General features: G+C 73.1%; 22 protein-coding genes. 12 read left to right on the forward strand and 10 right to left on the reverse strand.

All coding sequences use genetic code 11. From position 1 onward, the window contains the following. Positions 1–33 precede the first annotated feature (33 nt). Positions 34–1,485, reverse strand: coding sequence for an endo-1,4-beta-xylanase (locus CELGI_RS05285; RefSeq protein ID WP_013883078.1), 1,452 nt, complete (start codon positions 1,483–1,485; stop codon positions 34–36). A 123-nt stretch (positions 1,486–1,608) separates the two neighbouring features. On the opposite strand from CELGI_RS05285, the gene CELGI_RS05290 reads away from it, so the two are divergent. From CELGI_RS05290 to CELGI_RS05335, 10 genes are all read left to right on the forward strand, one after another. Then, entirely contained in the window at positions 1,609–2,076 is a 468-nt protein-coding gene (locus CELGI_RS05290) for a MarR family winged helix-turn-helix transcriptional regulator (RefSeq protein ID WP_013883079.1), read from the forward strand. Positions 2,077–2,196: 120 nt separating this feature from the next. Further along, the gene (locus CELGI_RS05295; RefSeq protein WP_013883080.1) at positions 2,197–2,697 is read left to right on the forward strand and encodes a flavodoxin domain-containing protein; all 501 of its coding nucleotides are present in this window, start codon (positions 2,197–2,199) and stop codon (positions 2,695–2,697) included. An 80-nt stretch (positions 2,698–2,777) separates the two neighbouring features. Continuing rightward, positions 2,778–3,797 (forward strand): LacI family DNA-binding transcriptional regulator, encoded by a 1,020-nt coding sequence (locus CELGI_RS05300; protein WP_013883081.1) that lies wholly within the window; start codon positions 2,778–2,780, stop codon positions 3,795–3,797. A 168-nt stretch (positions 3,798–3,965) separates the two neighbouring features. Further along, the gene (locus CELGI_RS05305; RefSeq protein WP_013883082.1) at positions 3,966–5,642 is read left to right on the forward strand and encodes a glycoside hydrolase family 13 protein; all 1,677 of its coding nucleotides are present in this window, start codon (positions 3,966–3,968) and stop codon (positions 5,640–5,642) included. 94 nt (positions 5,643–5,736) lie between these two features. Next, positions 5,737–7,140, forward strand: coding sequence for an ABC transporter substrate-binding protein (locus CELGI_RS05310; protein ID WP_013883083.1), 1,404 nt, complete (start codon positions 5,737–5,739; stop codon positions 7,138–7,140). 77 nt (positions 7,141–7,217) lie between these two features. After that, a complete protein-coding gene (locus CELGI_RS05315; RefSeq protein ID WP_013883084.1) occupies positions 7,218–8,195 on the forward strand; it encodes a carbohydrate ABC transporter permease in 978 nt (325 codons plus the stop codon). Further along, on the forward strand, positions 8,192–9,205 hold the full coding sequence (locus CELGI_RS05320; protein ID WP_013883085.1) for a carbohydrate ABC transporter permease: 1,014 nt from the start codon (positions 8,192–8,194) through the stop codon (positions 9,203–9,205). Before CELGI_RS05315 ends, CELGI_RS05320 begins: the two co-directional genes overlap by 4 nt. 94 nt (positions 9,206–9,299) lie before the next feature. Next, positions 9,300–10,448, forward strand: a complete 1,149-nt coding sequence (locus CELGI_RS05325) for a ferrochelatase (protein ID WP_013883086.1) — start codon at positions 9,300–9,302, stop codon at positions 10,446–10,448. Positions 10,449–10,508: 60 nt separating this feature from the next. Then, entirely contained in the window at positions 10,509–11,213 is a 705-nt protein-coding gene (gene hemQ / locus CELGI_RS05330; RefSeq protein WP_013883087.1) for a hydrogen peroxide-dependent heme synthase, read from the forward strand. Between the two features lie 39 nt (positions 11,214–11,252). Further along, positions 11,253–11,678 (forward strand): META domain-containing protein, encoded by a 426-nt coding sequence (locus CELGI_RS05335; protein ID WP_013883088.1) that lies wholly within the window; start codon positions 11,253–11,255, stop codon positions 11,676–11,678. Between the two features lie 26 nt (positions 11,679–11,704). On the opposite strand, the gene CELGI_RS05340 is transcribed toward CELGI_RS05335, so the two are convergent. The 6 genes from CELGI_RS05340 to CELGI_RS05365 all read right to left on the reverse strand — a co-directional run bounded on the left by CELGI_RS05340 (position 11,705) and on the right by CELGI_RS05365 (position 18,549). Beyond that, the gene (locus CELGI_RS05340) at positions 11,705–12,955 is read right to left on the reverse strand and encodes a Glu/Leu/Phe/Val family dehydrogenase (RefSeq protein WP_013883089.1); all 1,251 of its coding nucleotides are present in this window, start codon (positions 12,953–12,955) and stop codon (positions 11,705–11,707) included. Between the two features lie 109 nt (positions 12,956–13,064). Further along, positions 13,065–14,114: a LacI family DNA-binding transcriptional regulator gene (locus tag CELGI_RS05345; RefSeq protein WP_013883090.1), complete on the reverse strand. Its 1,050-nt coding sequence runs from the start codon at positions 14,112–14,114 to the stop codon at positions 13,065–13,067. A 108-nt stretch (positions 14,115–14,222) separates the two neighbouring features. Continuing rightward, positions 14,223–15,137 (reverse strand): carbohydrate ABC transporter permease, encoded by a 915-nt coding sequence (locus tag CELGI_RS05350; RefSeq protein ID WP_013883091.1) that lies wholly within the window; start codon positions 15,135–15,137, stop codon positions 14,223–14,225. After that, positions 15,134–16,171 (reverse strand): carbohydrate ABC transporter permease, encoded by a 1,038-nt coding sequence (locus tag CELGI_RS05355; protein ID WP_013883092.1) that lies wholly within the window; start codon positions 16,169–16,171, stop codon positions 15,134–15,136. Before CELGI_RS05355 ends, CELGI_RS05350 begins: the two co-directional genes overlap by 4 nt. 173 nt (positions 16,172–16,344) lie before the next feature. Further along, positions 16,345–17,670 (reverse strand): ABC transporter substrate-binding protein, encoded by a 1,326-nt coding sequence (locus tag CELGI_RS05360; RefSeq protein ID WP_013883093.1) that lies wholly within the window; start codon positions 17,668–17,670, stop codon positions 16,345–16,347. Positions 17,671–18,054: 384 nt separating this feature from the next. Beyond that, the gene (locus CELGI_RS05365; protein WP_013883094.1) at positions 18,055–18,549 is read right to left on the reverse strand and encodes a DUF2505 domain-containing protein; all 495 of its coding nucleotides are present in this window, start codon (positions 18,547–18,549) and stop codon (positions 18,055–18,057) included. Between the two features lie 110 nt (positions 18,550–18,659). On the opposite strand from CELGI_RS05365, the gene CELGI_RS05370 reads away from it, so the two are divergent. Continuing rightward, entirely contained in the window at positions 18,660–20,144 is a 1,485-nt protein-coding gene (locus CELGI_RS05370; protein WP_013883095.1) for a sensor histidine kinase, read from the forward strand. A 105-nt stretch (positions 20,145–20,249) separates the two neighbouring features. On the opposite strand, the gene CELGI_RS05375 is transcribed toward CELGI_RS05370, so the two are convergent. Then, complete coding sequence (locus CELGI_RS05375) at positions 20,250–20,498, reverse strand: WhiB family transcriptional regulator (RefSeq protein WP_013883096.1); 249 nt, start codon at positions 20,496–20,498, stop codon at positions 20,250–20,252. A 336-nt stretch (positions 20,499–20,834) separates the two neighbouring features. Here CELGI_RS05375 and CELGI_RS05380 point away from each other — a divergent pair, with 336 nt between their 5' ends. Further along, positions 20,835–21,278: a hypothetical protein gene (locus tag CELGI_RS05380; protein ID WP_245528178.1), complete on the forward strand. Its 444-nt coding sequence runs from the start codon at positions 20,835–20,837 to the stop codon at positions 21,276–21,278. Positions 21,279–21,377: 99 nt separating this feature from the next. Here the strand turns inward: CELGI_RS05380 and CELGI_RS05385 are convergent, their stop codons facing one another. Together CELGI_RS05385 and CELGI_RS05390 are read right to left on the reverse strand one after the other, a co-directional pair. After that, positions 21,378–23,915 (reverse strand): FtsX-like permease family protein, encoded by a 2,538-nt coding sequence (locus CELGI_RS05385; RefSeq protein WP_013883098.1) that lies wholly within the window; start codon positions 23,913–23,915, stop codon positions 21,378–21,380. After that, entirely contained in the window at positions 23,915–24,721 is an 807-nt protein-coding gene (locus tag CELGI_RS05390; RefSeq protein WP_013883099.1) for an ABC transporter ATP-binding protein, read from the reverse strand. Before CELGI_RS05390 ends, CELGI_RS05385 begins: the two co-directional genes overlap by 1 nt. Between the last annotated feature and the right edge of the window lie 76 nt (positions 24,722–24,797).

Raw genomic sequence — 24,797 nt, forward strand, 5'->3', positions numbered from 1 at the left:
ACCGGTGGGGAACGCGGGCCCTGCGGTGTCGCGTCAGACGACCGAGCAGGCCGCGCCGTTGAGCGCGAACCCGGTCGGCGTGCCGTTGGTGCCGGGGTGCGCGCCGTTGAAGCCGAACGTCTGGCTCTGCCCGGGCGCGATCGAGCCGTTCCAGGGTGCGTTGGTCACGGTGACCTGCGCGCCCTGCTGCGTGACGGTCGAGCTCCAGGCCTGCGTCACGCTCTGCCCGGACGGGAACGTGAACGTCAGGCGCCAGCCGTCGACGGGCGTGGCCGACAGGTTGCGCACGATCACGTTCGCGGTGAACCCGGTGTTCCAGGTGCTGGCGCCGTACGTCACGCTGCACGTACCGGCGGGCGGCGTGGTGGGGTCGGGCGTCGGGGTGGCGGTCGCCGTCGGCGTGGGCGTCGGCGTGGGTGTCGGTGTGACGCCCCCGAACGCGGCCTGGATCGCCGCGTAGGCCGGCTTGGGCGCGTAGCCGTTGTCCCACACGAGCGCGGCGCCCTGTCCCGAGAACACGTCGGGGACCCAGGAGTACTTGTCGGTGATGCCCCAGATGGTGACGCCCTGGCACCGCGCGACCGCGTTGCACGTGCTGAACACCGAGCGGTAGTCGGCGGCCTGCTGCGCGAGCTTGGTGGAGTCCGACGGCATGGTCATGCGGATGTCGAGCTCGGTGACGCGCACGTCGACGCCCAGGGCCGCGAAGCGCTCCATGTTCTGGCGCAGCGAGGACGGTACCTGGCCGACGATGAAGTGCGACTGCAGCCCCACGCAGTCGATCGGCACGCCGCGCGCCTTGAAGTCCTTGACCATGGCGTACACGGCGTCGGACTTCGCGTTGATGCCCTCGATGTTGTAGTCGTTGTAGCAGAGCCTGACCGCCGGGTCGGCGCTGCGAGCGGCGCGGAACGCGGTCTCGATGTAGCCGTTGCCCAGCCTCTGCTGGAACACCGACTGGCGGCGCGTGCCGTTCTCCTCGAAGGCCTCGTTGACGACGTCCCACGCCACGACCTGGCCCGCGTACCGCCGCACGACGGTGCTCGCGTGCGAGACCATCGCGGACTCCAGCTCGCTCGCGCCCAGGTTCTGCGCCCACCCGGGCAGCTGCTGGTGCCACACGAGCGTGTGGCCGTACAGCTTCTTGCCGGTGGTCGCGGCGTAGGACGCGACCGCGTCGGCCTGGCCCCACGAGAACTGCCCGCGCTGCGGCTCGGTCGACTCCCACTTCATCGCGTTCTCCGCGACCACCAGGGAGAACTCGGAGTCGGCGATCTGCTTGTAGGCGGTCTCGGACAGCCGGTTGGGGTCGAGCGCGAAGCCGACGTCCTTGCCGGCCGCGGTGCCGAGCTCGCGCAGCGTGGCGGCCGACGCGGGCACGGCGAACGTGGCGACCGCGAGCGCGGCGGCCGCCGCGACGACCGCGACGCGGCGTGCCACCTGCCGACGCGGCACACTCGTGCGCGTGGACTGGGTGATGGGCATGGGTTCCTCCTCGTCGAGACGACCGGCGGGGGACAGCGTGCTCACGCGCGTCGGCCCGCGCGAGACGGTGAATCCATTAGGTTGCGCGGCGCGTCTCGATAGTTGCGACGGCGTGGAGCGGTCATGACGGAGCGTGCGGGGCGCCGCGCGACCGCGCGTGAGGCGGCCGCGGCGTGGGAGTCGCTGTTCCGCGCGCAGGTCGCACTCATGCGCCGGTTCACCGCGCAGGACGTGTGGGGTGAGCTCACGGTGCGCGAGTACGACGTGCTGTTCGCGCTCTCGGGCCGGCCGGACGGCGCGGCGCGCCTGCACGAGCTCGCCGCCGAGAGCCTGCTGACGCAGCCGAGCCTGTCCCGCCTCGTCGAGCGGCTCGAGACGCGCGGCTGGGTGCGGAGGTCGCCCGCGCCGCAGGACGGCCGGGGGGTGGTGGTGACGCTGACCGAGGAGGGCGCCGCGCTGCAGCGGGAGGTCGGCCGTCGGCACGTCGCGCAGATCCACCGCCTGGTGGGCGGCGTGCTGGACGCCGACGAGCTCGCGACGTTGCGGGACCTGACGGACCGCCTGCGCACCGGGCAGGCGCGCATCCCCTGAGCTCGCGGGACGTGACGGCCGCCGCACGGACCGCGGGACCTCGGGCCCACGGCATCCGGACCCCTGTGACGCACGATGGACGGGCGAGGAGCACCGGGGATTCGACGAGGGGAGTGTGCCGTGCGCGTTCTGGTCGCAGTGGCGTCACGTCACGGGGGGACCTGGGGGATCGGCGAGAGGATCGCGGCCGAGCTGAGCGGTCGCGGCTGCCACGTCGACCTGCTCCCGGCCGACGAGGTCACCGACGCCTCCGGGTACGACGCCCTGGTCCTCGGCTCGGCGGTGTACACCGGGCACTGGATCTCCGCCGCGCGTGAGCTCGGTCAGCGCATCGCCGCGGACCGCGTGCCGCCCGCGGTGTGGCTGTTCTCGTCGGGTCTCGCGACGCAGCCCGCCGCCGCCGCCAACTCGCCGCACGAGATCGCGGCGCTGGCGCAGGCGCTGCACGCGCGTGGTCACCGCAGCTTCCGCGGCCGCCTCGACGTGGCGGCGCTGTCCTTCGCCGAGCGCGCCATCATCGCCGGCGCGCGTGCGCGGGCCGGTGACCACCGCAACTTCGAGGTCGTCGCGCAGTGGGCGCAGGGCATCGCCGACGCCCTGATGCTGCAGCCCGCGCACTGAGCTCGCCGGACGGCCCGCGGCCGTCAGCGGTTTGCGTGATGACGCAAGCGGTTTGCGTGCACGCGCGCTAGCATGACGGGATGTCTCGACGACTCGCAGAGGTGGCGCGCAAGGTCGGTGTCTCCGAGGCGACCGTGAGCCGGGTGCTCAACGGCAAGCCGGGCGTCTCCGACGCGACGCGGGAGGCCGTCCTGACGGCGCTGGACGTGCTCGGCTACGAGCGGCCCACCAAGCTGCGGGGCGAGCGCGCACGGCTGGTCGGCCTGGTCCTGCCGGAGCTGCAGAACCCGATCTTCCCGGCGTTCGCCGAGGTCGTGGGCGGCGCGCTCGCGCAGCAGGGCTTCACGCCCGTGCTGTGCACGCAGACCGCGGGCGGCGTCTCGGAGGCGGACTACGTCGAGCTGCTGCTCGGCCAGCAGGTCTCGGGCATCGTGTTCGCGGGCGGCAACTACGCCCAGCGGGACGCCACGCACGCCCACTACGAGCGGCTCACGGGGCGCCAGCTTCCCGTGGTGCTCATCAACGCGTCGATCGACGAGCTGCCGTTCCCGCGCGTCTCGTGCGACGACGAGGTGGCGATCGAGCAGGCCGTCGGGCACCTGGCGTCGCTCGGGCACACGCGCATCGGCCTGGTCCTGGGCCCGGCCGACCACGTGCCGTCGGAGCGCAAGCTGCACGCCGCTCGCGCCGTGGCCGCGCACCTGGGGCTGACGCTCGAGGACCGTCAGGTGGTGCGCTCGGCGTACTCGCTCGAGAGCGGGCAGGCGGCGGCCGGCCGGCTGCTGCGCGACGGCGTGACGGGCATCGTGTGCGCGTCCGACCCGCTCGCGCTCGGCGCGATCCGGGCGGCCCGCCGGGCGGGCCTGCGGGTGCCGGAGGACGTCTCGGTGGTGGGCTACGACGACTCGGCCTTCATGAACTGCACCGAGCCGCCGCTCACGACGGTGCGCCAGCCCATCGAGCCCATGGGGCGTGCGGCGATCGACCTGCTCGTCAGCCAGATCAACGGGGCAGCGGTCCCGCAGGACGAGCTGCTGTTCGAGCCCGAGCTCGTGGTGCGGGGCTCCACCGCTCCCGCACCGGCCACCCGCACGGCCTGAGCGCCGCGCAGACGGGCGCTCCGCGCCACCCCGTCGGGGGTGAGCACGACGCGCGTCCGGGCGTCGTCGTGCCTGACGCGCGCTCGTGTTCCGTGCTGATGTCACGCTTCGGTAACGCCGTTGTCGGGTTCTTGCGCGCTTTCTGTTCAGTCCTTTAGTGTCGCCGGTGTGACGACGACGTCCTCCCGACCTCAGCCCGCGACCGACCCCACGTGGTGGCGGGGAGCCGTGATCTACCAGGTGTACCCGCGCAGCTTCGCCGACGGGAACGGCGACGGGACGGGCGACCTCGCCGGGCTGCGCGCGCGGCTGCCGTACCTGCGCGACCTCGGCGTCGACGCCATCTGGGTCACGCCGTGGTACCGCTCGCCGCTCGCCGACGGCGGGTACGACGTCGCCGACTACCGCGCGATCGACCCCGCGTTCGGCACGCTCGAGGAGGCGGAGGCGCTCGTCGGCGAGGCGCTCGAGCACGGCATCCGGACCATCGTCGACATCGTCCCCAACCACGTGTCCGAGCAGCACGCGTGGTTCCGTGCGGCGCTCGCGGCAGGCCCGGGGTCGCCCGAGCGTGCGCGGTTCTGGTTCCGCCCCGGCAAGGGTGAGCACGGCGAGCTGATGCCCACGCAGTGGGTGTCCGACTTCCAGGGGAGCACCTGGACCCGCACCACCGACCCGGACGGGAACCCGGGCGAGTGGTACCTGCACCTGTTCGCCCCCGCACAGCCGGACCTCAACTGGTCGCACCCCGACGTGCGCGCCGAGTTCGAGGACGTGCTGCGGTTCTGGCTGGACCGGGGCGTGGCCGGCATCCGCATCGACTCCGCGGCCCTCCTGATCAAGGACGACGCGCTTCCGGAGTACACCGAGCACCCCGGTCCGGGCGAGCACCCGCACGTGGACCGCGACGAGATCCACGACGTCTACCGCGCGTGGCGCGCGCTCGCCGACGCCTACCCGGGCACGCGCATCCTCGTCGGCGAGGTCTGGCTCGCGGACCGCGCGCGCTTCGCGCAGTACCTGCGTCCCGACGAGATGCACACGGCGTTCAACTTCGACTTCATGGCGCGTCCGTGGCAGGCCAAGGCGCTGCGGGAGTCGATCGACATGACGCTGGCCGCGCACGGCCCGGTCGGGGCTCCCGCGACGTGGGTGCTCTCGAACCACGACGTGACGCGCCCGGTGACGCGCTACGGGCGCGAGGACTCGTCGTTCGCCTTCGCCCGCAAGCGGTTCGGCACCCCGACCGACCTCGAGCTCGGTCACCGGCGCGCCAGGGCCGCCGCGCTGCTGACCGCCGCCCTGCCCGGCGCGCTGTACGTGTACCAGGGGGACGAGCTCGGCCTGCCCGAGGTCGAGGACCTGCCGCTCGAGGTGCTGCAGGACCCGATGCACTTCCGCTCGCTCGGCGTCGACCCGGGCCGCGACGGGTGCCGGGTGCCGCTCCCGTGGTCCGGCTCCGCGGCCCCGTTCGGGTTCAGCCCGCCGGGTGCGACGCGGCCGCCGTGGCTCCCGCAGCCGGCGTGCTGGGCGGACCTGACGGTCGAGCGGCAGTCCGCCGACCCGGGTTCGATGCTCCGGCTCTACCGGGAGCTGCTGGCGCTGCGCCGCACCGAGCCGGCACTGGGCGACGGGTCGCTCACGTGGCTCGAGACGCCCGACGACGTGCTCGCGTTCGCGCGCGGCGACGTCGTCTGCGTCGTCAACCTGGGAGACGACCCGGCGGACCTGCCGCCGCACACCGATGTCCTGCTGACGAGCGGTCCGCTCGTGGCAGGTCGACTGCCGCGCGACACCGCCGCGTGGCTCCGCGGGCCCGGGGGTCCGCTCACCCCGACCCCCTGACCCGACGACGGTCCTGGCGCGCACCGCAGCCCGGCAGGACGCCCGCACCACCCCATCGCGCCGGTCGTCCCGGCGCACTCACGAAGGAGTGACGATGAGGCTCACCCGCACCACTGCGCTCGCGACCGCGGGCGTGCTGTCGCTCGGCCTGCTGGCCGCGTGCAGCGACGACTCGACACCGCAGGGCGAGCCCTCGGGAGGGACCACCGGGGACACGTCGGTGACGATCTCCGTCGCGGGCCTGCTGCCGACGGCCGACGACGCCGCCAAGAAGCAGCTCGCCGACCGGGTCGCGGCGTTCGAGGACGAGTACCCGAACATCACGGTCGAGACCGAGGACTACGAGTGGCGCAACTCGACGTTCACCACGCAGCTGGCCGGAGGCACGCTGCCGAACGTGTTCGAGATCCCGCTGACCGACGGCAAGACGCTCATCGAGAACGGGCAGCTCGCGGACATCGACGCCCTCGTCCGCGCGCTGCCGTACGGCGAGGACTTCAACGCGAAGCTGCTGGCGAACGGCCAGGACGACGCGGGCACGATCTTCGCGGTGCCGGCCAAGTCCATCTACGCCGTCGCGCTGCACTACAACCGTGACCTGTTCGAGCAGGCCGGGTTGGACCCGGACGACCCGCCCACCACGTGGGACGAGGTGCGCGCGGCCGCCAAGACCATCCACGACGAGACCGGTGTCGCGGGGTACGCGACGATGGCGCTCGACGCGTCCGGCGGCTGGCAGCTCGCAGCGGGCGCGAACTCGCGCGGCGGGGTCATCGAGACCGCCCAGGGTGACGGCGCGTACACCGCGACGCTGGACGACCCCGCGGTCGCCGAGCACCTCGAGTGGCTCAAGGCCCTGCGCTGGGAGGACGACTCGCTGCTGGCCCGCGCCGACCTCGGCTGGGGTGAGATCAACGCGGCGTTCGCGGGCGGTGAGGTCGCCATGTACACGTCGGGCTCGGACGTCTACAACGCGCTCGTCGAGGGGAACGGCGTCGACGCCGAGTGGGGCTACGGCCTCACCGCGATCCCGACCACGGGTGACGGCGGCGCACTGACCGGTGGCACGCTCGCCGCGGTGCGCAAGGACTCGACCGACGCGGAGAAGGACGCCGCGGTGAAGTGGATCGACTGGTGGTACCTGTCCAAGCTGCAGGACCAGGAGCAGGCCGTCGCCGACGCCCGGACGCGTGCCGAGGCCGACCCCGCGCAGGCCGTGGGCACCCCGGTGCTGCCGATCTTCTCCGAGGAGCTGTACGACCAGAACCTCGAGTGGATCGCGGACTTCGTCAACGTCCCGCTCGAGGACATGAGCGGGTACACCGACGTGATGTTCACGCAGAACCTGGTGCCCGAGGCGTCGGTGGCCACGCAGGACCTGTACAACGCGCTGTTCCCGGTGGTGCAGGCCGTGATCTCCGACGAGGGCGCCGACGTCGCGGCGCTGCTCGAGGCGGCGGACGCGACCGGCCAGGCGGCGATCGACGCCGCGAGCTGACCGACGGCGGCCGACCGGCACGCCCCTGCGCCCGGTCGGCCGCCCCGGCCGTGCCCGCCCAGCCCGAGGAGCTCGTCGTGACCACCCCTGATCTGACCGCCGCCCCCGCGGCACCCACCCCTGAGCCGGGCCCGTTCCGGCCGCACCAGCGCGAGCGCTCGCGCGGTACGCCCGCGACCTGGGTGCGCGGCGGCGGGTTGAGCGCGCTCGTGCTCGCCCTGCCCCTGCTCGTCGTGTTCGGCGTGTTCTCGTGGTGGCCCATCGTGTCCGCCGTCGAGATGAGCCTGCAGAAGACCAACCTCGTCGACGCACCCACGTGGGTGGGCCTGGACAACTTCCGGGCGGTGCTGACGGACCCGCTCCTGCCGACGGTGCTGCGGAACACCGCGTGGTTCGCGGTGCTCGCGCTCGTGTTCGGCTACCCCGTCCCGCTGATCGGTGCGGTGCTCATGAGCGAGCTGCGCCGGCGCAAGGGCTTCTACTCGGTGCTCGCCTACCTGCCCGTCGTCGTGCCGCCCGTGGTCGCCGTCCTGCTGTGGAAGTTCTTCTACGACCCGCGGCCCGAGGGCGTCTTCAACACCGTGCTCGGCTGGGTGGGTCTGGGTCCGTACCCGTGGCTCGCGGACGCGACGTGGGCCATGCCCTCGCTCGTGCTCGAGGCGACGTGGGCGGCCGCGGGCGGCACCGTGATCATCTACCTGGCCGCGCTCATCAGCGTGCCGGCCGAGCTGTACGACGCCGCGGAGGTCGACGGTGCCTCGGTGTGGCGCAAGCTCTGGCACGTGACGCTGCCGCAGCTGCGCGGCGTCCTGTTCATCACGCTGATCCTGCAGGTCATCGGCACGGCCCAGGTGTTCCTCGAGCCGTTCCTGTTCACCAACGGCGGTCCCAACCACGCGACCGAGACGATCATGCTGCGCGTCTACAACCTCGCGTTCGCCAACCTCGGCAACAACTTCGGGCAGGCGACCGCGCTGAGCCTGCTGCTCGCGGCGTTCCTGGCCGTCATGTCCCTGCTGTACTTCCGCCTGACGCGATCCTGGAGCACGTCGTGACCACCACCTCGCCCCGGTCGACCCCCGTCCAGGCCACCGGCGCACCCGCCGGGGCACCCGCGGCGGCGAGCCTCGGCCCGGCGCCCGCGCGCGGCACGGCGCCGGCCCGACCGCGCCGCCGTCGCGCGGCGCCCGACGAGCGTGAGCGCGGAGCGCTGTCGGTCGCCGACTGGCGACGGCCGGGCGTGCGCTGGACCTGGCGTGGCATGCACGGCGTGCTGCTCGTGCTCCTGCTGGTGTGGTGCCTGGGCCCGCTGCTGCTGCTCGCGAAGTACGCGTTCACACCGACGCAGGACATCCTGACCGCGCCCATGGCGGTGTTCCCGCACGGACCCACGCTCGAGAACGTCGACCAGGCGTGGAACAGGTACCACATCGGGCAGTACTTCCTGAACACCGTGTGGGTCGCGTTCGGCTCGTGGTTCGTCCAGGTGCTGGTCGCCACGACGGGCGGGTACGTGCTGTCGGTGCTGCGCCCACGCTGGGCGCGCGCGCTGCACTGGGCCGTGCTGACCACGCTGTTCGTGCCGGCCGTGGTGCTGCTGATCCCGCTGTACAAGATCGTGGTCGACCCGCCCGTGGGCCAGTCGCTCATCGACAACTACCTGGCGGTGTGGCTCCCCGCGGGGGCGAGCGCGTTCAACGTGGTGCTCGTGGCCAGGTTCTTCGACTCGCTGCCGCGTGAGGTGTTCGAGGCCGCGCGCGTGGACGGTGCGGGCCCGTTCCGGATGTTCTGGTCGATCGTGCTGCCGATGAGCCGGCCGATCGTCGGCGTGGTCTCGGTGTTCGCCGTGATCGCGTCGTGGAAGGACTTCCTGTGGCCGTTCCTGGTGCTCAAGTCCGAGACCGTCAAGCCGTTGTCGGTGTACCTGCAGTCGATGGCGAACGTGGACAAGGGCACGCTCATGGCCGCGCTCGCGATCTCCACGCTCATCCCCGTGGTGATGTTCCTGGTCTTCCAGCGCATGTTCCTGCGTGGTGCGGGTCTGGGCGGCGCGGTCAAGGGCTGACGGTGGACGTATCTGACACCGCGTCGGGTCGATCTCACGCCACGGCGTGCTCGGTTCGCCGGGCGTTCACGCGTCCGGCTGGGATGATCGGACGGTGCACGACGAGACCCCCCAGAACCTGACGGCACCGTACGACGCACTCCTGCTCGCCTCCTTCGGCGGACCGGACGGCCCCGAGGACGTGATGCCGTTCCTGCGCAACGTGACCGCCGGCAAGGGCATCCCCGACGAGCGGCTCGCCGAGGTGGCCGAGCACTACCACCACTTCGGCGGCGCGAGCCCGATCAACGGCCAGAACCTCGCGCTGCAGCGCGAGCTGGTCGCGGAGCTCACGCGCCGCGGGATCGACCTGCCCGTCTTGTGGGGCAACCGCAACTGGACGCCGTACACCAAGGACGCGCTGGCCGCGGCGCACGCCGACGGCGCCCGGCGCGTGCTCGCCCTGGTGACGAGCGCGTTCGCGTCGTACTCCGGGTGCCGGCAGTACCGCGAGGACTTCTGGTCCTCGCTCGAGGACCTGGGCGCGGACCTGGGCCTGCCGGCGGGGGAGCACCCGCTGGTGATCGACAAGGTCCGCCCGTACTTCAACCACCCGGGCTTCGTCGCCGCGAACGTCGACGCCGTGGTCGAGGCGCTCGCACAGGTCCCCGAGGACGCGCGCGTGGTGTTCGTGACGCACTCCGTCCCGCTGACCATGGAGGAGGCCTCCGGTCTGGCCGGTCCGTCCTACGCGCAGCAGCACCTGGACGTCGCCGCGACGGTCGCCGCTGCCGCGGGCGAGCGCATCGGGCGGACGGTCGAGTGGGACCTCACCTACTGCTCCCGGTCCGGCCCGCCGCACCAGCCGTGGCTCGAGCCCGACGTCAACGACCACCTCGCGGTGCTCGCGGCCGCCGGGGTTCACGCCGTGGTGCTCTCGCCCATCGGGTTCGTGTCCGACCACATGGAGGTCGTGTTCGACCTCGACACCGAGGCGCTCGAGACCGCGCGTGAGCTGGGCGTCAAGGCCGTGCGCGCGGACACCGTCGGGACGCGAGCGGTGTTCGTGAGCGGGCTCGTGGACCTGATCCTCGAGCGCGCCGCCACGGCCCGCGCCGCGATGGCCGGCGAGCCCGCTCCCGAGCAGGCGCGCGTGGGCGCGTTGCCCGCGCGGCCCGACGTGTGCGCGCCGGACTGCTGCCGCCGTCAGCACGGCGTCGACTCGGGTCGCCTCGCCGCATGCGGCGCGGACCCGCGGCGCTGAGCCCTCGCGCCTCGCCACACCCGCACCACCTCACCGCTCCGCCACCGGAAGGACCACCCCGTGAGCCACGCCCCCACCGACGTCGAGGCGCTCAACTCGACCGTCCGCTACGCCATGTGGTCGGTCTTCGCGCTCGAGGAGGTGCTGCCCGAGGCCGACGACGAGCGCGCCGAGCTGGTCGCGGACGCGCTGGCCGCGGTCGCCGAGGACACGGGCCTGGTGGTCCGCGGCTGGTACGACGTCGCGGGACTGCGCGCCGATGCGGACCTCATGGTCTGGTGGCACGCCGAGACCGTCGAGCAGGTCCAGGGCGCGTACCAGCGGCTGCGGCGCAGCGACCTGGGCCGTCACCTGCTGCCCGTGTGGTCGGTGGTGGGCCTGCACCGCGCGGCCGAGTTCAACCGGTCCCACGTGCCGGCGTTCCTCGCGGGGGAGGAGCCGGGCGACTACATGTGCGTCTACCCGTTCGTCCGCTCGTACGACTGGTACGTGCTGCCCGCCGACGACCGCCGGCGCATGCTCGTCGAGCACGGTCACGCCGCACGCGACTACGCCGACGTGCGTGCCAACACCGTCTCGGCGTTCGCCCTGGGCGACTACGAGTGGATCCTGGCGTTCGAGGCCGGTGAGCTGCACCGCATCGTGGACCTCATGCGGGACCTGCGCGCGACCGACGCCCGCCTGCACGTGCGCGAGGAGGTGCCCTTCTACACCGGGCCGCGCACCGAGCTCGGCGCGTGGGCGGACAAGCAGCCGCGCGGCTGACCCCTCGCGGCCCGCGCGGGCCGGTGCCATGATCGGCGCATGCTGCGACTCGTGGGGACGTGGCGGGTGTCGGTGCTGACCTCCGCCGCCGTTGCGGCGTCCGACACTCCCGACGAGCATGCGCGCACCGCCGAGCTGGCGTTCGACGGCGACGGGCAGGTCTACGGCAGCGGCGGCGTCAACCGCCTGCGCGGGACGTGGGCGCTCGCAGGCGACACGCTCACCTTCGGGCCGCTGGTCTCGACGCTGGTCGCGGGGACGCCGGAGGCGATGCGGCGCGAGAGCGAGCTGCTGCGCCTGCTCGCCGGCCCCCTGATGCTGCGCACGCCGGACGGCGAGCGCGTCGTCGCGGGCGACCCGGCGCGCGACCACGAGCCCGACCGCCGTGCCGCCGCGCTCGAGCTGGTGGCCGCGGACGGGGGCCGCCTGCGCCTCGAGCGCACCCAGGGCAGCGACCTGCTCTGACGTCCGGCTCCCGGGTCAGCCCGCGGTCAGGGGTACAGGCCCCGGATCTGGTGGGCCTCGGCGACGCGACGCACCCCGATCGTGAGCGCCGCGTCCCGCAGCGAGAGCGACTGCTCGCGCGCGGCCTGCGCGACAGCGGCGTACGCCTCGCGCATCCGCAGCTCGAGCCGCTCGGCGATCTCCGGTGCGGTCCACCAGTACGCCTGGTTCGCCTGCACCCACTCGAAGTAGGACACGACCACGCCGCCGGCATTGGCCAGGATGTCGGGCACCACGACGATGCCCCTCTCGGCCAGCACGCGGTCGCCCTCCGGGGTCGTCGGCCCGTTCGCGGCCTCCACCACCCAGTGCGCCTTGACGCCCTGCGCGGTCGCCTCGTCCAGCACGCCCTCGATCGCGGCGGGGATCAGCACGTCGACGTCGAGCGCGAGCAGCGCGGTGTTCGACACGGGCTCGCCGCCGGGGAAGTCGGTGACGCGCCCACCGCCGGCCAGGTGCCGCTGCAGCGCGGGGATGTCGAGGCCGTCGTCGGCGCGGATCCCGCCGTCCACGTCGGACACCGCGACCACGCGCGCACCACCCTCGTGCAACCAGTGCGCCGCATGCGAGCCGACCTTGCCGAAGCCCTGCACCGCCGCGCTCACCTCGCGCAGGTCCACGCCCGCGTCGGCCAGCGCCGCGACCGTCGCGTGCACGACGCCCCGTCCGGTGGCGGTCGCGCGGCCCAGCGAGCCGCCGACCGCGAGCGGCTTGCCCGTGGTCACGGCGGGGATCGTGTACCCCTGGTTGACGGAGTACGTGTCCATGACCCACGCCATGGTCTGCTCGTCCGTGCCGATGTCCGGGGCCATGATGTCCCGCTCGGGGCCGATGATCGGCATGATCTCGCTCGTGTAGCGGCGGGTCACGCGCTCGAGCTCCGCGTCGGAGTAGCCGCGCGGGTCGATGGTCACGCCCCCCTTGGCGCCGCCGTACGGCACGTCGACGACCGCGCACTTCCAGGTCATCCACATCGCCAGCGCACGCACCTCGTCGACGTCCACCGACGCGGCGAAGCGCAGACCGCCCTTGCCCGGACCGCGCGAGATGTTGTGCTGGACCCGGTACCCGCGGAACATCACGATGTCGCCGTCGTCGCGCCGGAGCGGGACGGCCACGTTCATCTCGCGGCGGGGCGTTGCCAGCATCTCGTGCAGACCGGGGGAGTACCCCAGGATCTCGACTGCCGATGCGAGCTGGACCTGGGCTGTGGTCAACGGCGACGTCACCCGCGACACTCTGCCACCGCGCCGCGCACGCCGCGCGGGCACACGCCCGCGCGTCCGGGTGGCGCGCGCCCGCGGCGTGATCAGGCCAGGCGAGGTGCCGTGCCGGCCGTGCGGTCCGTCAGGCGGAGGCGCGGACGACGATCTCGGGCGCGAAGATCAGGGGCTCGCGCGAGACGGGCTCCCCGTGCAGCTGTGCCAGCAGGCGGCTGCCCGCGGCGCGCGCCATCGACACGACGGGCTGGACGATCGTCGTGAGCGGCGGCGTGGTCGAGGCGGCCACACCGATGTTGTCGTACCCCACGACCGCGATGTCGCCCGGCACGTCACGGCCCAGCTCGGCGAACACGCTCAGCGCACCCGCGGCCATGAGGTCGGACGCGATGAACACGCCGTCGACGTCCGGGAACTGCTCGACGAGCTCGCGCGCCGTGCGGGCGCCCGACGCGAGCGTGAAGTCGCCGTGCAGCACCGCGTCGGTCGGCATGCCGGCCGCGTCCAGCGCGGCCCGCCAGCCCGCGAGACGGTCGACGCCCGCCGACATGTCCTCGGGACCGGCGATCGTCGCGATGCGGCGGCAGCCGCGCTCGATGAGGTGACGCGCGGCGAGCGTGCCACCCGCCACGTTGTCGGTGTCGACGTAGTGCACCTCGGCGGGGTCGACCGACAGCGGCCGCCCGACGAACACGTTGGGCACGCGGGAGGTGAGCAGCGTGCGGTCCAGGTCGTCGGTGCGGTGGTGCGAGACCACGATGGCGCCGTCGACGTGACCGTTGCGCAGGTACCGCACCGTGCGCTCGCTCTCGCCCGGACGGGCGATGACGAGGACCACCTGGATGTCCGAGTCCGCGAGCGACGTGGACAGGCCGTTGAGCGTGCCGGCGAAGAACGGGTCCGACAGGACCCGCTCGTCGGGCTCGGGCACGACGAGAGCGATGGAGTCGGTGCGCTTCGTGACCAGCGAGCGCGCCGCGCGGTTGGGGGTGTACCCGAGCTCGGCCACAGCGGCCTCGACCGCGGCGAGCGCATCGGGCGAGACGCGCAGGCCGCCGTTGATGGCGCGCGATGCCGTGGAGCGCGACACCCCGGCGCGCTCGGCGACCTGCTCGAGCGTCGGAGCGCTCGGCCGGTCGTCACCCTCGACGGTGAGGATGGAGTTCTCGACCACCATGGGTCAGTTCCCTTTCGAGGAGCCGCCCTCGCGTGCCGGGCGGATCGTGGAGGGACGGGCGGCGTGGTCCGGGCCCGACGCGAGGAGCGCGGGCCCGGACCGACGACGTCAGCCCTTGACTGCGCCCGCCATGATGCCCGCAACCAGCTGGCGGCCGGCGAACGCGAACAGCACGAGCAGCGGGAGTGTCATCAGGAAGACACCCGCCATGATGAGCGAGTAGTCGACGAAGTAGTTCTGCTGCAGCAGCTTCACCGCGAGCGGGAGCGTCGGGTTCTGGCTGTTCAGGACGATCGACGGCCAGAAGAAGTTCACCCACTGGGCGACGAACGTGAACAGCGCGAGCATCGCGGCCGCGGGCCGGGCGGCCGGCAGCGCGATGGACCAGAACGTCCGGAACATCGACGCACCGTCGACGCGGGCCGCCTCGACGAGCTCGTACGGCAGCGCCTCCTCGAGGTACTGCGTCATCCAGAACACGCCGAACGCGCCGACGAGGCTCGGGATGATGACCGCCTGCAGGTGCCCGACCCACTCGAGCTTCGTCATGATGATGTACAGCGGCACCACGCCGAGCTGGGTCGGGACGGCCATCGTCGCGATGACGAAGACCAGCAGACCCTTGCGGCCCGGGAAGCGCAGCTTGGCGAACGCGAACCCGGCGAGCGTGGAGAACAGCACCGTCGAGGCCGAGACCACGACCGCGATGAGCAGCGAGTTCCAGACCGCCTGCCAGAAGCTGAACGCCTCGGCGTTGATCACCTGGTCGAACTTGTCGAACAGCGACGCGTCCGGGAACAGCTGGGGCAGCGGGCTCTTGGCGATCGACTCCGGGTCCGAGGACCCGACGACGAGCGTGTAGTAGATCGGCGCGACGCCGACGAGCAGGACGATGCCCAGCAGGATGTACATGAAGTACGGCGGGCGGCGGTCGTAGCCACCGACCTTGCGGTTCGTCTTGCGCGCCGCGGCGCGCGCGGCGCCCTTGCCGGCGCTCTGCTGGATGACCGGGATCGAGCTCATGCCGACTTCCTCTCGGCGTCGAGGCGCTTCTTCGCCCGACGCACCTGCTTCTTGCTGGGGCCGGAGGCTCCGGTCGCGATCCGCTGCGTCAGGAAGAAGTTGAGCATGCCGATCACGAGGATGAGCAGGAACAGCAGCCACGCGATCGCTGCGGCTCGGCCGAGGTTGTACTGGCCGGTCCATCCGGTGTTGTAGAGGTAGAGCGTCGTGGTCAGCCACTGACGCGACGCACCGCCGGTGCCGAGCTCGTCGAACACGCGCGGCTCGTCGAAGATCTGCAGGCCACCGATGGTCGACGTGATGACCACGAAGACGACGGTCGCGCGGATCGTCGGGATCGTCACCGAGAAGAACTGGCGGACGCGGCCCGCGCCGTCGATGATCGCGGCCTCGTACAGCTCACGCGGGACGGCCTGCATCGCGGCCAGGAAGATCAGCGCGTTGTAGCCGGTCCAGCGGAAGTTGACCATCGAGGCGATGGCCACGTGGCTCGCGAGCGCGTCGACGTGCCAGCGGATCGGGTCGATGCCGATCGCGCCGAGCCAGCTGTTGACGAGGCCGCTCTGGTCCGCGAAGAGACGCGTGAAGATCAGGCCGACGGCGACGGGGGCGACGACGTAGGGGAGCAGGACGCCCATGCGCCAGAACGTCTTGGCGCGCAGGTTCTGGTCCAGCAGCGCGGCGATGAGGATCGCGGCGATCACCTGCGGCACCGACGACAGCACGAAGATCGACATCGTGTTGCGCAGCGACTTCCAGAAGTCGGGCTGCGCGAACACGTCGCTGAAGTTCTTGAGGCCGACGAAGTCGCCCTGCCCCTGCAGCATCCCCCACTGGTGGACCGAGACCCACGCCGTGTACAGGATCGGGAAGAGACCGGTGACGAAGAACAGGATGAAGAAGGGGGAGATGTACAGGTAGGGCGAGACCTTCACGTCCCAGCGGCTCAGCGTCTGGGAGAAGCCCACGCGGCGTGGCTGCCGGGGGAGCCGGTCGAGCTCGTCCTCCGGGGCAGGGGGTGACTGGACGGACATTGCTACCTCATGACGGCGGGAGTGGGCGCGGCGCCCGGTGGGGGTCCTGGCTCGCGAGAGCCGGGGCTCCTACCGGGCGCCGCTCGGATCCGGCGGGCCGGCTCGGGGGAGCCGGCCTCGCGGTGGGCCGGGTGACCGTGGGACGTGCCCACGGCCACCCGGCCGTCACCGGGTCAGAGGCCCAGTGCGCCGAACGCGTCGAGCGCGCCCTTCCAGGACTTCTCGGCGTCGTCCGACTTGTCGACGTCGACGCGGGTGATGGCGTCGGTCACCGTCTGGTGGATCGAGAAGTAGTTCGGGCCCTTGAACGGGGTCACGGTGATGGCGGCGTAGCGGTTGGCGAAGATCTGGCCGACCGGGGCGTCACCCATGAACGCGTTCTTGGTGTCGAGCAGCGCGGGGTCCGTCTGGGCCTCGAGCTGGCTCGGGAAGGTGCCCGCGTTCACGAACGCCTTGATCTGGACCTCGGGCGAGGTCAGCCACGCGGCGAGCTCCTTGGCCGCCTCGGTGTTCTTGCCACCGGCGGGGACGGTCAGGTACGAACCGCCCCAGTTGCCGCCGCCGCCGGGGAAGACGTCAGCGACGGCCCAGCCCTCGACACCGGCCGAGCGCTGCTCGATCGGGCCGGTCATCCACGCGGGGCAGAGCATCGTGGCGAACTTGCCGGCCGGGAACGCGGCGTCCCAGTCGCCCGACCACTGGTTGAGGTGGGCCGACAGGGCCTGGACCTCGTCCGAGACGACCTTGTTGTAGGTGTCCTTGATCGCGGTGTTCTCGTCGAGCGGAGTGACGGAGCCGTCCTCCTTCTCGTACGCGAACTCGAGCTGGTTCACCATGCCCTGGTAGATCGCGTTGGCGGAGTCGAACCACGCCGCGTCGGACTTGTCGGTGAACTTCTTGCCCACCTCGAAGTACGTGTCCCACGTGGCGCCCGCGCCACCGAGCAGGTCCGCGACCTCGGCCGGGTCGGTCGGCAGGCCGGCCGCCTCGAACAGGTCGGAGCGGTAGCAGATGGCCTCGGGGCCGACGTCGGTGCCGTAGCCGATGAGCGCGCCGTTGGCGGCCGTGGCGGGCTTGGTCTTGCTCTCGGGCCAGCGGCCGTCCGTCTCGGGCGACTTCAGGTCGACGAACTTGTCCGCCGACTGCACGAGCTCGGGCAGCCAGTCGATCTCGATGGCCTCGATGTCCGCCAGACCGGCGCCACCGGCGGCGATCTTGGTGGTGAGGTTGGTGCGCGCGTCACCCGACTGCGCGGCCACGGTCTGCTTGACCGTGACGTTCGGGTGCGTCTTCGTGTACTCGGCGAGGAGCTCCTCGGTGTAGCCGAAGTTGTTGAAGGTCGCGACCGTGAGGGTGATCGGGTCCTCGTTGGCGGGCTTGCTCGCGTCGCCGGAGGCCGACGGCTTCGGGTCCTCGTCGCTCGAGCAGGCCGTCGCCAGGAGGGCGATGCTCGCGACGCTGGCCGTGACGGCCAGGAACTTACGGGTGGACTTACGCACTGTGACTCCCTTGTCAGTCGGACGGCAACCCTGCCGCGCCTGGGGCGCCTGGCCGTCCGGGGGGATCCGGGACGGCCGTGGCGTGGGTCTGGGGGACCCGGCCTGGAAGCGCTCCCCTCCGCAGTCTGCGGGAGCGTTCCCACGCGCTGGGATGAACAATCGTCCGGAACGAGGCGGGGTGTCAAGCACCACACGGGGGCGGCAGGGCGTGGTAGCGGTCCCACACGAGCGTCTGCGCAGGTCAGAGCGGATTCCCACGGTTCCCACGTTACCGAATCGTTACGGCGTGGAAGCGCTTCCGTTATCCCCGTTCGGCGCAGCGGTCGCACCCGTCCCGCCGGGCGCGCCGGGGCGCCGGTGGGAACGGGTGCGCTGGGCTCTCGCTCAGGTGAGGCGACGCGCGGCGACCTGTGCCTCGGCGGCCAGCGCGGCGCGCACCGCGCCGGCCGTCAGCTCCTCGACCACGGCGCCGAACATCGGCACGGACGCGCGCACCTCGCCCTCGTACCGCACGGCGGTCGCCGCAGGCCCGTGCGCGACGAGCGTGGTCCGGCCGTCGAGGCGCACGGGTACGCCCGCGACCTCGGCGACCACCGTCCCCGCGCGGGCCCCGTCGTCGTCGGGCGCGTCCCACGAGGTCGTCTGGCGGACCTCGAGGCGGCCGCCGACGAAGCCGCGCAGGTGCGCGGGCACCTGGTCGGCGGGCAGAGTGCGCCGGGACGTGACGGTGAAGGCCGCCGAGCCGTCGCCCGTGACCTCCACCGCGTCGTCGGTGGCGCCCGCGGCGCGGATCGCCTCGCGCACGTGCGCGGCATCGGCCAGCAGGCGCGCGGCGGACCACGGGTCGGTGGGCAGGAGCATCAGCTCGGCGAGGTGCACGGGACCCCCGGGGTCGGTGGCGGGTGGGTGGTGGCCGGGCCCGCGTCGGTCGTGCGGCCGGCCGCGGACGGCGCGCCGTCGAGCCTAACGGCGCGCCTACGCTGTCCTCCGTGTCCACCCTGAGCACCCTCGTCGAGCGGCACGGTCCGCTCGGCGCCGCCGACCTCGAGTGGCTGCACCTGCTGGTGGGCGACTGGCAGGTCGTCTCCGACCTCGCGTTCGCCGACCTCGTGCTGTGGCTGCCCACGACCGACGGCGACTTCGTCGCGATCGCGCAGTGCCGGCCCTCGACAGGAGCGACGGTGCACTACGACGACGTCGTCGGGTCCACCGCGCCGGAGGGCCAGCGGCCGCAGCTGCAGCGCTCGCTCGACGAGCGGCGGCAGCAGCGGTCGCGCGAGCCGCGGTGGTTCGGGTCCTACGCGGTGCGCGAGGAGGCCGTTCCCGTGGTGCACGACGGCCGCGCGATCGCCGTGATCGCCCGCCAGACCAACCTGGGCGGGGCGCGCACGCCCAGCCGCCTCGAGCTCAACTACGTCGAGGCGGCCGACGAGATCTTCGGCATGGTCGCGCGCGGCGAGTTCCCCGCGCCCGACGCCCCCACGGGCCCGCGCCGCGGCGCGCCGCGCGTGGGTGACGGGCTGGTGCGGCTCAACTCCGAGGGCGAGGTGCTGTACGCGAGCCCGAACGCGCTGTCCTGCTTCCACCGGCTCGGCGCGCTGGGCGACCTGGTGGGCCGCTCGCTCGTCGAGGTGACGGCGGACCTGCTGCCCGAGGAGCGCTCGACCGTCGACGAGTCGATGCCGTTGGTCCTCATGGGCCGTGCGCCGTGGCGCACCGACGTCGAGGCGCGCGGCGTGGCGCTGTCGCTGCGTGCGGTGCCGCTCCTCGAGCAGGGGCACCGGATCGGGGCCGTGGTGCTGTGCCGCGACGTGTCCGAGCTGCGGCGCCGCGAGCGCGAGCTCATCACCAAGGACGCCACGATCCGCGAGATCCATCACCGCGTGAAGAACAACCTGCAGACCGTCGCTGCGCTGCTGCGGCTGCAGTCGCGGCGCATGACGTCACCCGAGGCGCGCGACGCGCTCGCCGAGGCGATGCGCCGGGTCGCGACGATCGCGCTGGTGCACGACTCGCTGTCGCAGACGATCGACGAGTCCGTGCCGTTCGACGACCTGGTGGGCCGCAGCCTGCGGCTCGCGGCGGACGCGGCCTCGGCGGGAGCCCGGGTGCGCACCACGGTCGCGGGCACGTTCGGCTCGATCCCGGCCGAGGACGCGACCGCGCTCGCGCTGGTGCTCACCGAGCTGGTGACCAACGCCGTGGAGCACGGCTTCGAGGGCCGGGAGTCCGGTGCGGTCGAGATCGTGGTCGAGCGGACGGGTGACGACCTCACCGTCCGCGTGGACGACGACGGCGCGGGCATCCCCGAAGGCAGGGGAGCGGGGTCGGGCCTCGGGACGCAGATCGTGCAGACGCTCGTCAGCAACGAGCTGCGCGGGACCATCGAGTGGGGTCAGCGCCCCGAGGGCGGCACGTCGGTCCGGGTGACCGCGACGCTGCGCGGCTCGCGCGACCTGCCGACCTCGGGCTGAGGGTCCACCCGCGCACTCCGCCGACCGGGCGACGAGCCCGCCGTGCACGACGCAGGGGCCGGACCATGGCGGTCCGGCCCCTGCGGGGTTCGTGCGTGCGGTGGTTCAGCCCGCGCGACGCTGGCGCGCGGTGCGGCGCTTGAGCGCGCGGCGCTCGTCCTCGGACAGGCCGCCCCACACGCCCGCGTCCTGACCGGTCTCGATGGCCCACTTGAGGCACGTGTCGACGACGTCGCAGCGACGGCACACGGCCTTCGCCTCCTCGATCTGGAGCAGCGCCGGTCCGGTGTTGCCGATCGGGAAGAACAGCTCCGGGTCCTCGTCGAGGCACGCTGCGCGGTGGCGCCAGTCCATGATTGCTCTCCTTGGGCGCGCGGCGACGACGTGCCCGGATGGGGGCGCGCGACTCGGCCGCGTCGATGGGGGTGGGGGGAAGGCTTGCAACCTGCTGCAGACCAGCCTCACACCCGTCAGTCGTCCGCACAAGGGGTTACGGGATCGTTTCGACTCGGTAACGGCTGAGGCATTCATCACACTTGACACGGCGCGACACGCCGGGTGGACGCGGTGCGACGTGCTCCGACGCCGTGATCTGGGCGGCCGTCCAGCAGGACCACCGCACACGCGTGGTATGGGCCGCGCGGCCGGTCCGCGCCGGGACCCGCGACGCGCGGCACGTAGCCTGACCGCGTGAACCCGCCCCGCCCCGCCCCCGCGAGCCCGCCCGCACCTGCGCGGCGCCCTCATCCGGCGCTCGTGGTCGTGTGCGTCCTGACGTTCCTCGAGGCGGCGGTCGCCGCCGGGTTCGGCGTCGCGTGGGCCGTGGACCTCGTGGCGGGGGAGGCGGTCCTCGCGGCCGCGAGCGTCTTCCTGGTCCTCGTCGCGCTCGGCGTCGCGCTGCTGCTGACCGCGGCCGGCCGTGGGCTGTGGCGCGGGCGCCGGTGGGCGCGTTCGCCCGTGATGATGTGGCAGGTCCTGCTGGTCGTGCTGGCGGTCGGCTGGCTCGGGGCCGAGGTCAGCCCCGGCGCGGTGGCCGCGCTGGTGGTCGCTCTCGTCGTCGGGGTCGGTCTCCTGCTGCCGCCCGTGGTGGCCGCGACCACCGGCGCCGACGAGGCGGCCCCCACGCGCACCTGACCGCTGGCGGCCGGTGCCGGACGTGCCAGCGCCCGGTGCCCCCTCCGGCACCGGGCGCCACTGACCCGGGGGCGGCCGCGCGGACCGCCCCCGGGTGGCTCACTCGACCGCGAGCGCCGCGACGGGCGGCGTGCGGACCGCGGACCGCGCCGGCAGGACCGACGCGAGCAGACCCGCCCCGAGCGCGACGACCAGGATGATCCCCAGGTCGCGCCACGGGACCGCGAGCTCGGCGCTGCCGAGCCCGCCGAACACCACGGCCGCGCCGGCCCAGCCGTACAGCACCCCGATGACCGCGCCGAGCACGCCACCGACACCCGAGATCAGCACGCCCTCGGTCGCGAGCGACAGCCGCAGGCGGCGGCGTGTGAGGCCGATCGCGCGCAGCGTCGCCGACTCGCGGCGCCGCTCGATCACGGACAGCGAGAGCGTGTTCGCGACCCCGACGAGCGCGATGACCACCGCGACGCCCAGCAGCGCGACCACGATCGCCAGGAGGGTGTCGATGACCTGCTCGAACTGGAGCCGTGAGGAGACCGGGCTCTCGACGATCACCGACGCGTCGCCGAGCGCCTCGCGCACCTCGTCGACCACGGCCGCGGCATCCGCGTCGGACGCGATGCGCGCCCACACGGTCGTCGTCGGCACGTCCCCGCCGCCGAGGGCGGCGAACGTGCGCGGCGCGAGGAACGCGTCCGCGAACGTGCTCGAGGCCAGCACCGTCACGTCGAGCTGGGTGGGCGTGCCGCCCGCGACCGGCTCGCTCGTCTCGGGGTCGAGGCGGCTGACCATCGCGGTCGAGGCCGATCCGCTCTCCCCTGCCGCGACGCTCTGCGGGACGACGACGTTCGAGTCCGTGACGGCCTCGGCCACGGAGTCGTCGTGCAGGACCGCGACCACCTCGGGCGTCAGCGAGTGCGCCGTGAACCACGAGTCGCCGACCGTCACGGGTGCCGTCGGGACGTCCACCGCGCGTTCGACGCCCGGGACGTCGGCGACCGCGGCGAGCGTGCCGGCCTCGAGCGCCGTGCCGGACGCGGGCGTGACCGCGATGTCCACCTGGTACTGCTCGTCGAGCTCGGCGCTCATCGACAGACGTGCGCTCGCCGCACCCGTGCTCATGAGCGCCACGAGCGTGACGCCGATCAGCAGCGCGGTGCTGGTCGCGGCGGTGCGGCGCGGGTTGCGCACGGTGTTGGCGGCCGCGAGACGTGCCGCAGGACCGGCCGAGCCGAGCAGGCGGCCCACGAGCGCGACCGTACGCGGCACCCAGAACACCGCGCCGACGAGGATGCCGATGAACGAGACCGCTCCCGACAGGATGCCGAGCGCGAGCCACAGCATCGTGCCGCTGCGGGTCAGCAGCGAGCCTGCGACCGCGAGCACGAGGCCCGCGGTGCCCCCCAGGCCGAGCAGGAGCGCGACGCCGAGGCGGACCTTGCCGGCGCGCGTGGCGACCGCGGGTGCGTCCATCGGGCGCAGCGCGGCGACCGGGCTGACCTGCGTCGCGGCGCGGGCCGGCACCAGGGCCGCCAGCACGGTCACGACGACGCCCACGACGAGCGGCGCGATCACGACGGCTGCGGACATCGGGACGACGCGCGGCAGCGGCATCTCGGTCTGCACGTTGCGCAGCACGGACAGCGCCCCCTGCGCGACGCCCGTGCCGAGCACGACACCCACGGCCGAGGCCGCGAGCCCGAGGATCCCCGCCTCGAGGAGCACCGAGCGGCGCAGCTGGCTGCGCACGGCACCGACGCAGCGCAGCAGCGCGAGCGTGCGGGTGCGCTGGGCCACGATCACCTGGAACGTGTTCGCGATGACGAGGCCGGCGACGACCAGGGCGATCGCCGCGAAGCCGAGGACGGCGGCGACCAGGAAGTTCTCGCCCCCGCCGAGCTCCTCGATGCGCTCCTGCGCGGCCTCGTCACGCGTCAGGACGCGGGCGCCGGGCGCGGCGTCCGCCAGGGCCGCGCGGACCGTGGACGGAGCATCCGGTGCGGTCCGGACCAGGACGCCGTTCGACCCCAGCCCGGACTCGGTGTCGCCGGACCACAGGACGACCGCGTCGAGCGTGCCCATCGCGGCCCCGCCGTAGCCGGTCCACGCACCACCCGGGTCTGACGTGATGCCCGTGACGGTGAGGGTGACCTCGTGCTGGGTGTCCGTGCCGTCGGCCTCGTCCCACGTCCAGTAGGTGGCCGTGACCGTGCCACCGATGCGCGCCTTGATGCGCTCGGCCGCGTCGGCCGGCAGTGCGATCTCGTCGACCGCGCTCGGGGCCGTGCCGTCGGCGATCGTCAGCGTGGACAGTGACGGGCTCGAGGCGACCGGCACGGCGAGCTGCCAGGAGCGCGAGCCGCCGTTGGACAGCTCGACGCCGCCGCGCACCACGGGGTCGGCCGCGGCGACACCGGGGACCGCGCGGATCGCGTCCAGGCGGCCGCTCGCGTCACCCGTGAGCACCAGATCGGCCTTGGCGAGCGAGGCCGTGACCGAGTCGTAGCTGCTCCGGGTGATCACGTTCCCGGTGAGCAGCGTGGCCGCGACGAACCCCGTGCCGATCGCGATCGCGATCGCGGCGGCGGTCAGGCGGCCCAGGCTGCGGCGCATCTGCGCCAGCGTGAGGCGCAGCATCAGGCGCTCACCCCGCCGGGCACGGGCGCCTCGAGCTGACGCAGCGCGTCCAGGCCGGCCAGCACGGACTCGGGCGTCGGGTCGACGATGTCGCCCGCGATGCGGCCGTCGGCCAGCAGGACCACGCGGTCCGCGTACGCGGCGGCCGTCGGGTCGTGCGTGACCATGATGACCGTGCGGCCCAGCTCGCGCACCGAGCGGCGCAGGAAGGACAGCACCTCGGCGCCCGAGCGCGAGTCCAGGTTGCCGGTCGGCTCGTCGGCGAACACGACGTCGGGCCGGGTCACCAGCGCGCGTGCGATCGCGACGCGCTGCTGCTGACCGCCCGACAGCTCGCTCGGCCGGTGCGTCAGACGCTCGCGCAGGCCGAGCGTCGTGACCAGGAGGTCGTACCACTCGCGGTCGGGCTTGGCGCCCGCGAGCTCGAGCGGGAGCAGCACGTTCTGCTCGGCCGTGAACATCGGCAGCAGGTTGAACGACTGGAAGACGAATCCGACGCGGTCCCGGCGCAGGTGCGTCAGGTCGTCGTCGCCGAGGCGGGTGATGTCGGTCTCGCCCAGCAGGACCGTGCCGGCGGTGGCCTGGTCGAGGCCCGCGAGCAGGTGCATGAGCGTGGACTTGCCCGAGCCCGAGGGCCCCATGATCGCGGTGAAGGCCCCCGCGGCGAAGTCGACGTCGACGCCGTCGAGCGCCTGCACGGCGGAGGCGCCGGAGCCGTAGGTCTTGCGCAGGCCGCGCGCGGACGACGCGGTGAGCCGCGGCTGCGCGCCGTGGGCGTCGGGCTGCGGGCTGGTGGTGGTGGACACGGTGCTCCTCGGTTCGCACGACTGGTGGTGAGCACCACGCTAGGCAGCGGGCCGCGGGCGCCTCGTCGGCCTCCGG

This window comes from Cellulomonas gilvus ATCC 13127, from assembly GCF_000218545.1.
GTDB lineage: Bacteria > Actinomycetota > Actinomycetes > Actinomycetales > Cellulomonadaceae > Cellulomonas > Cellulomonas gilvus.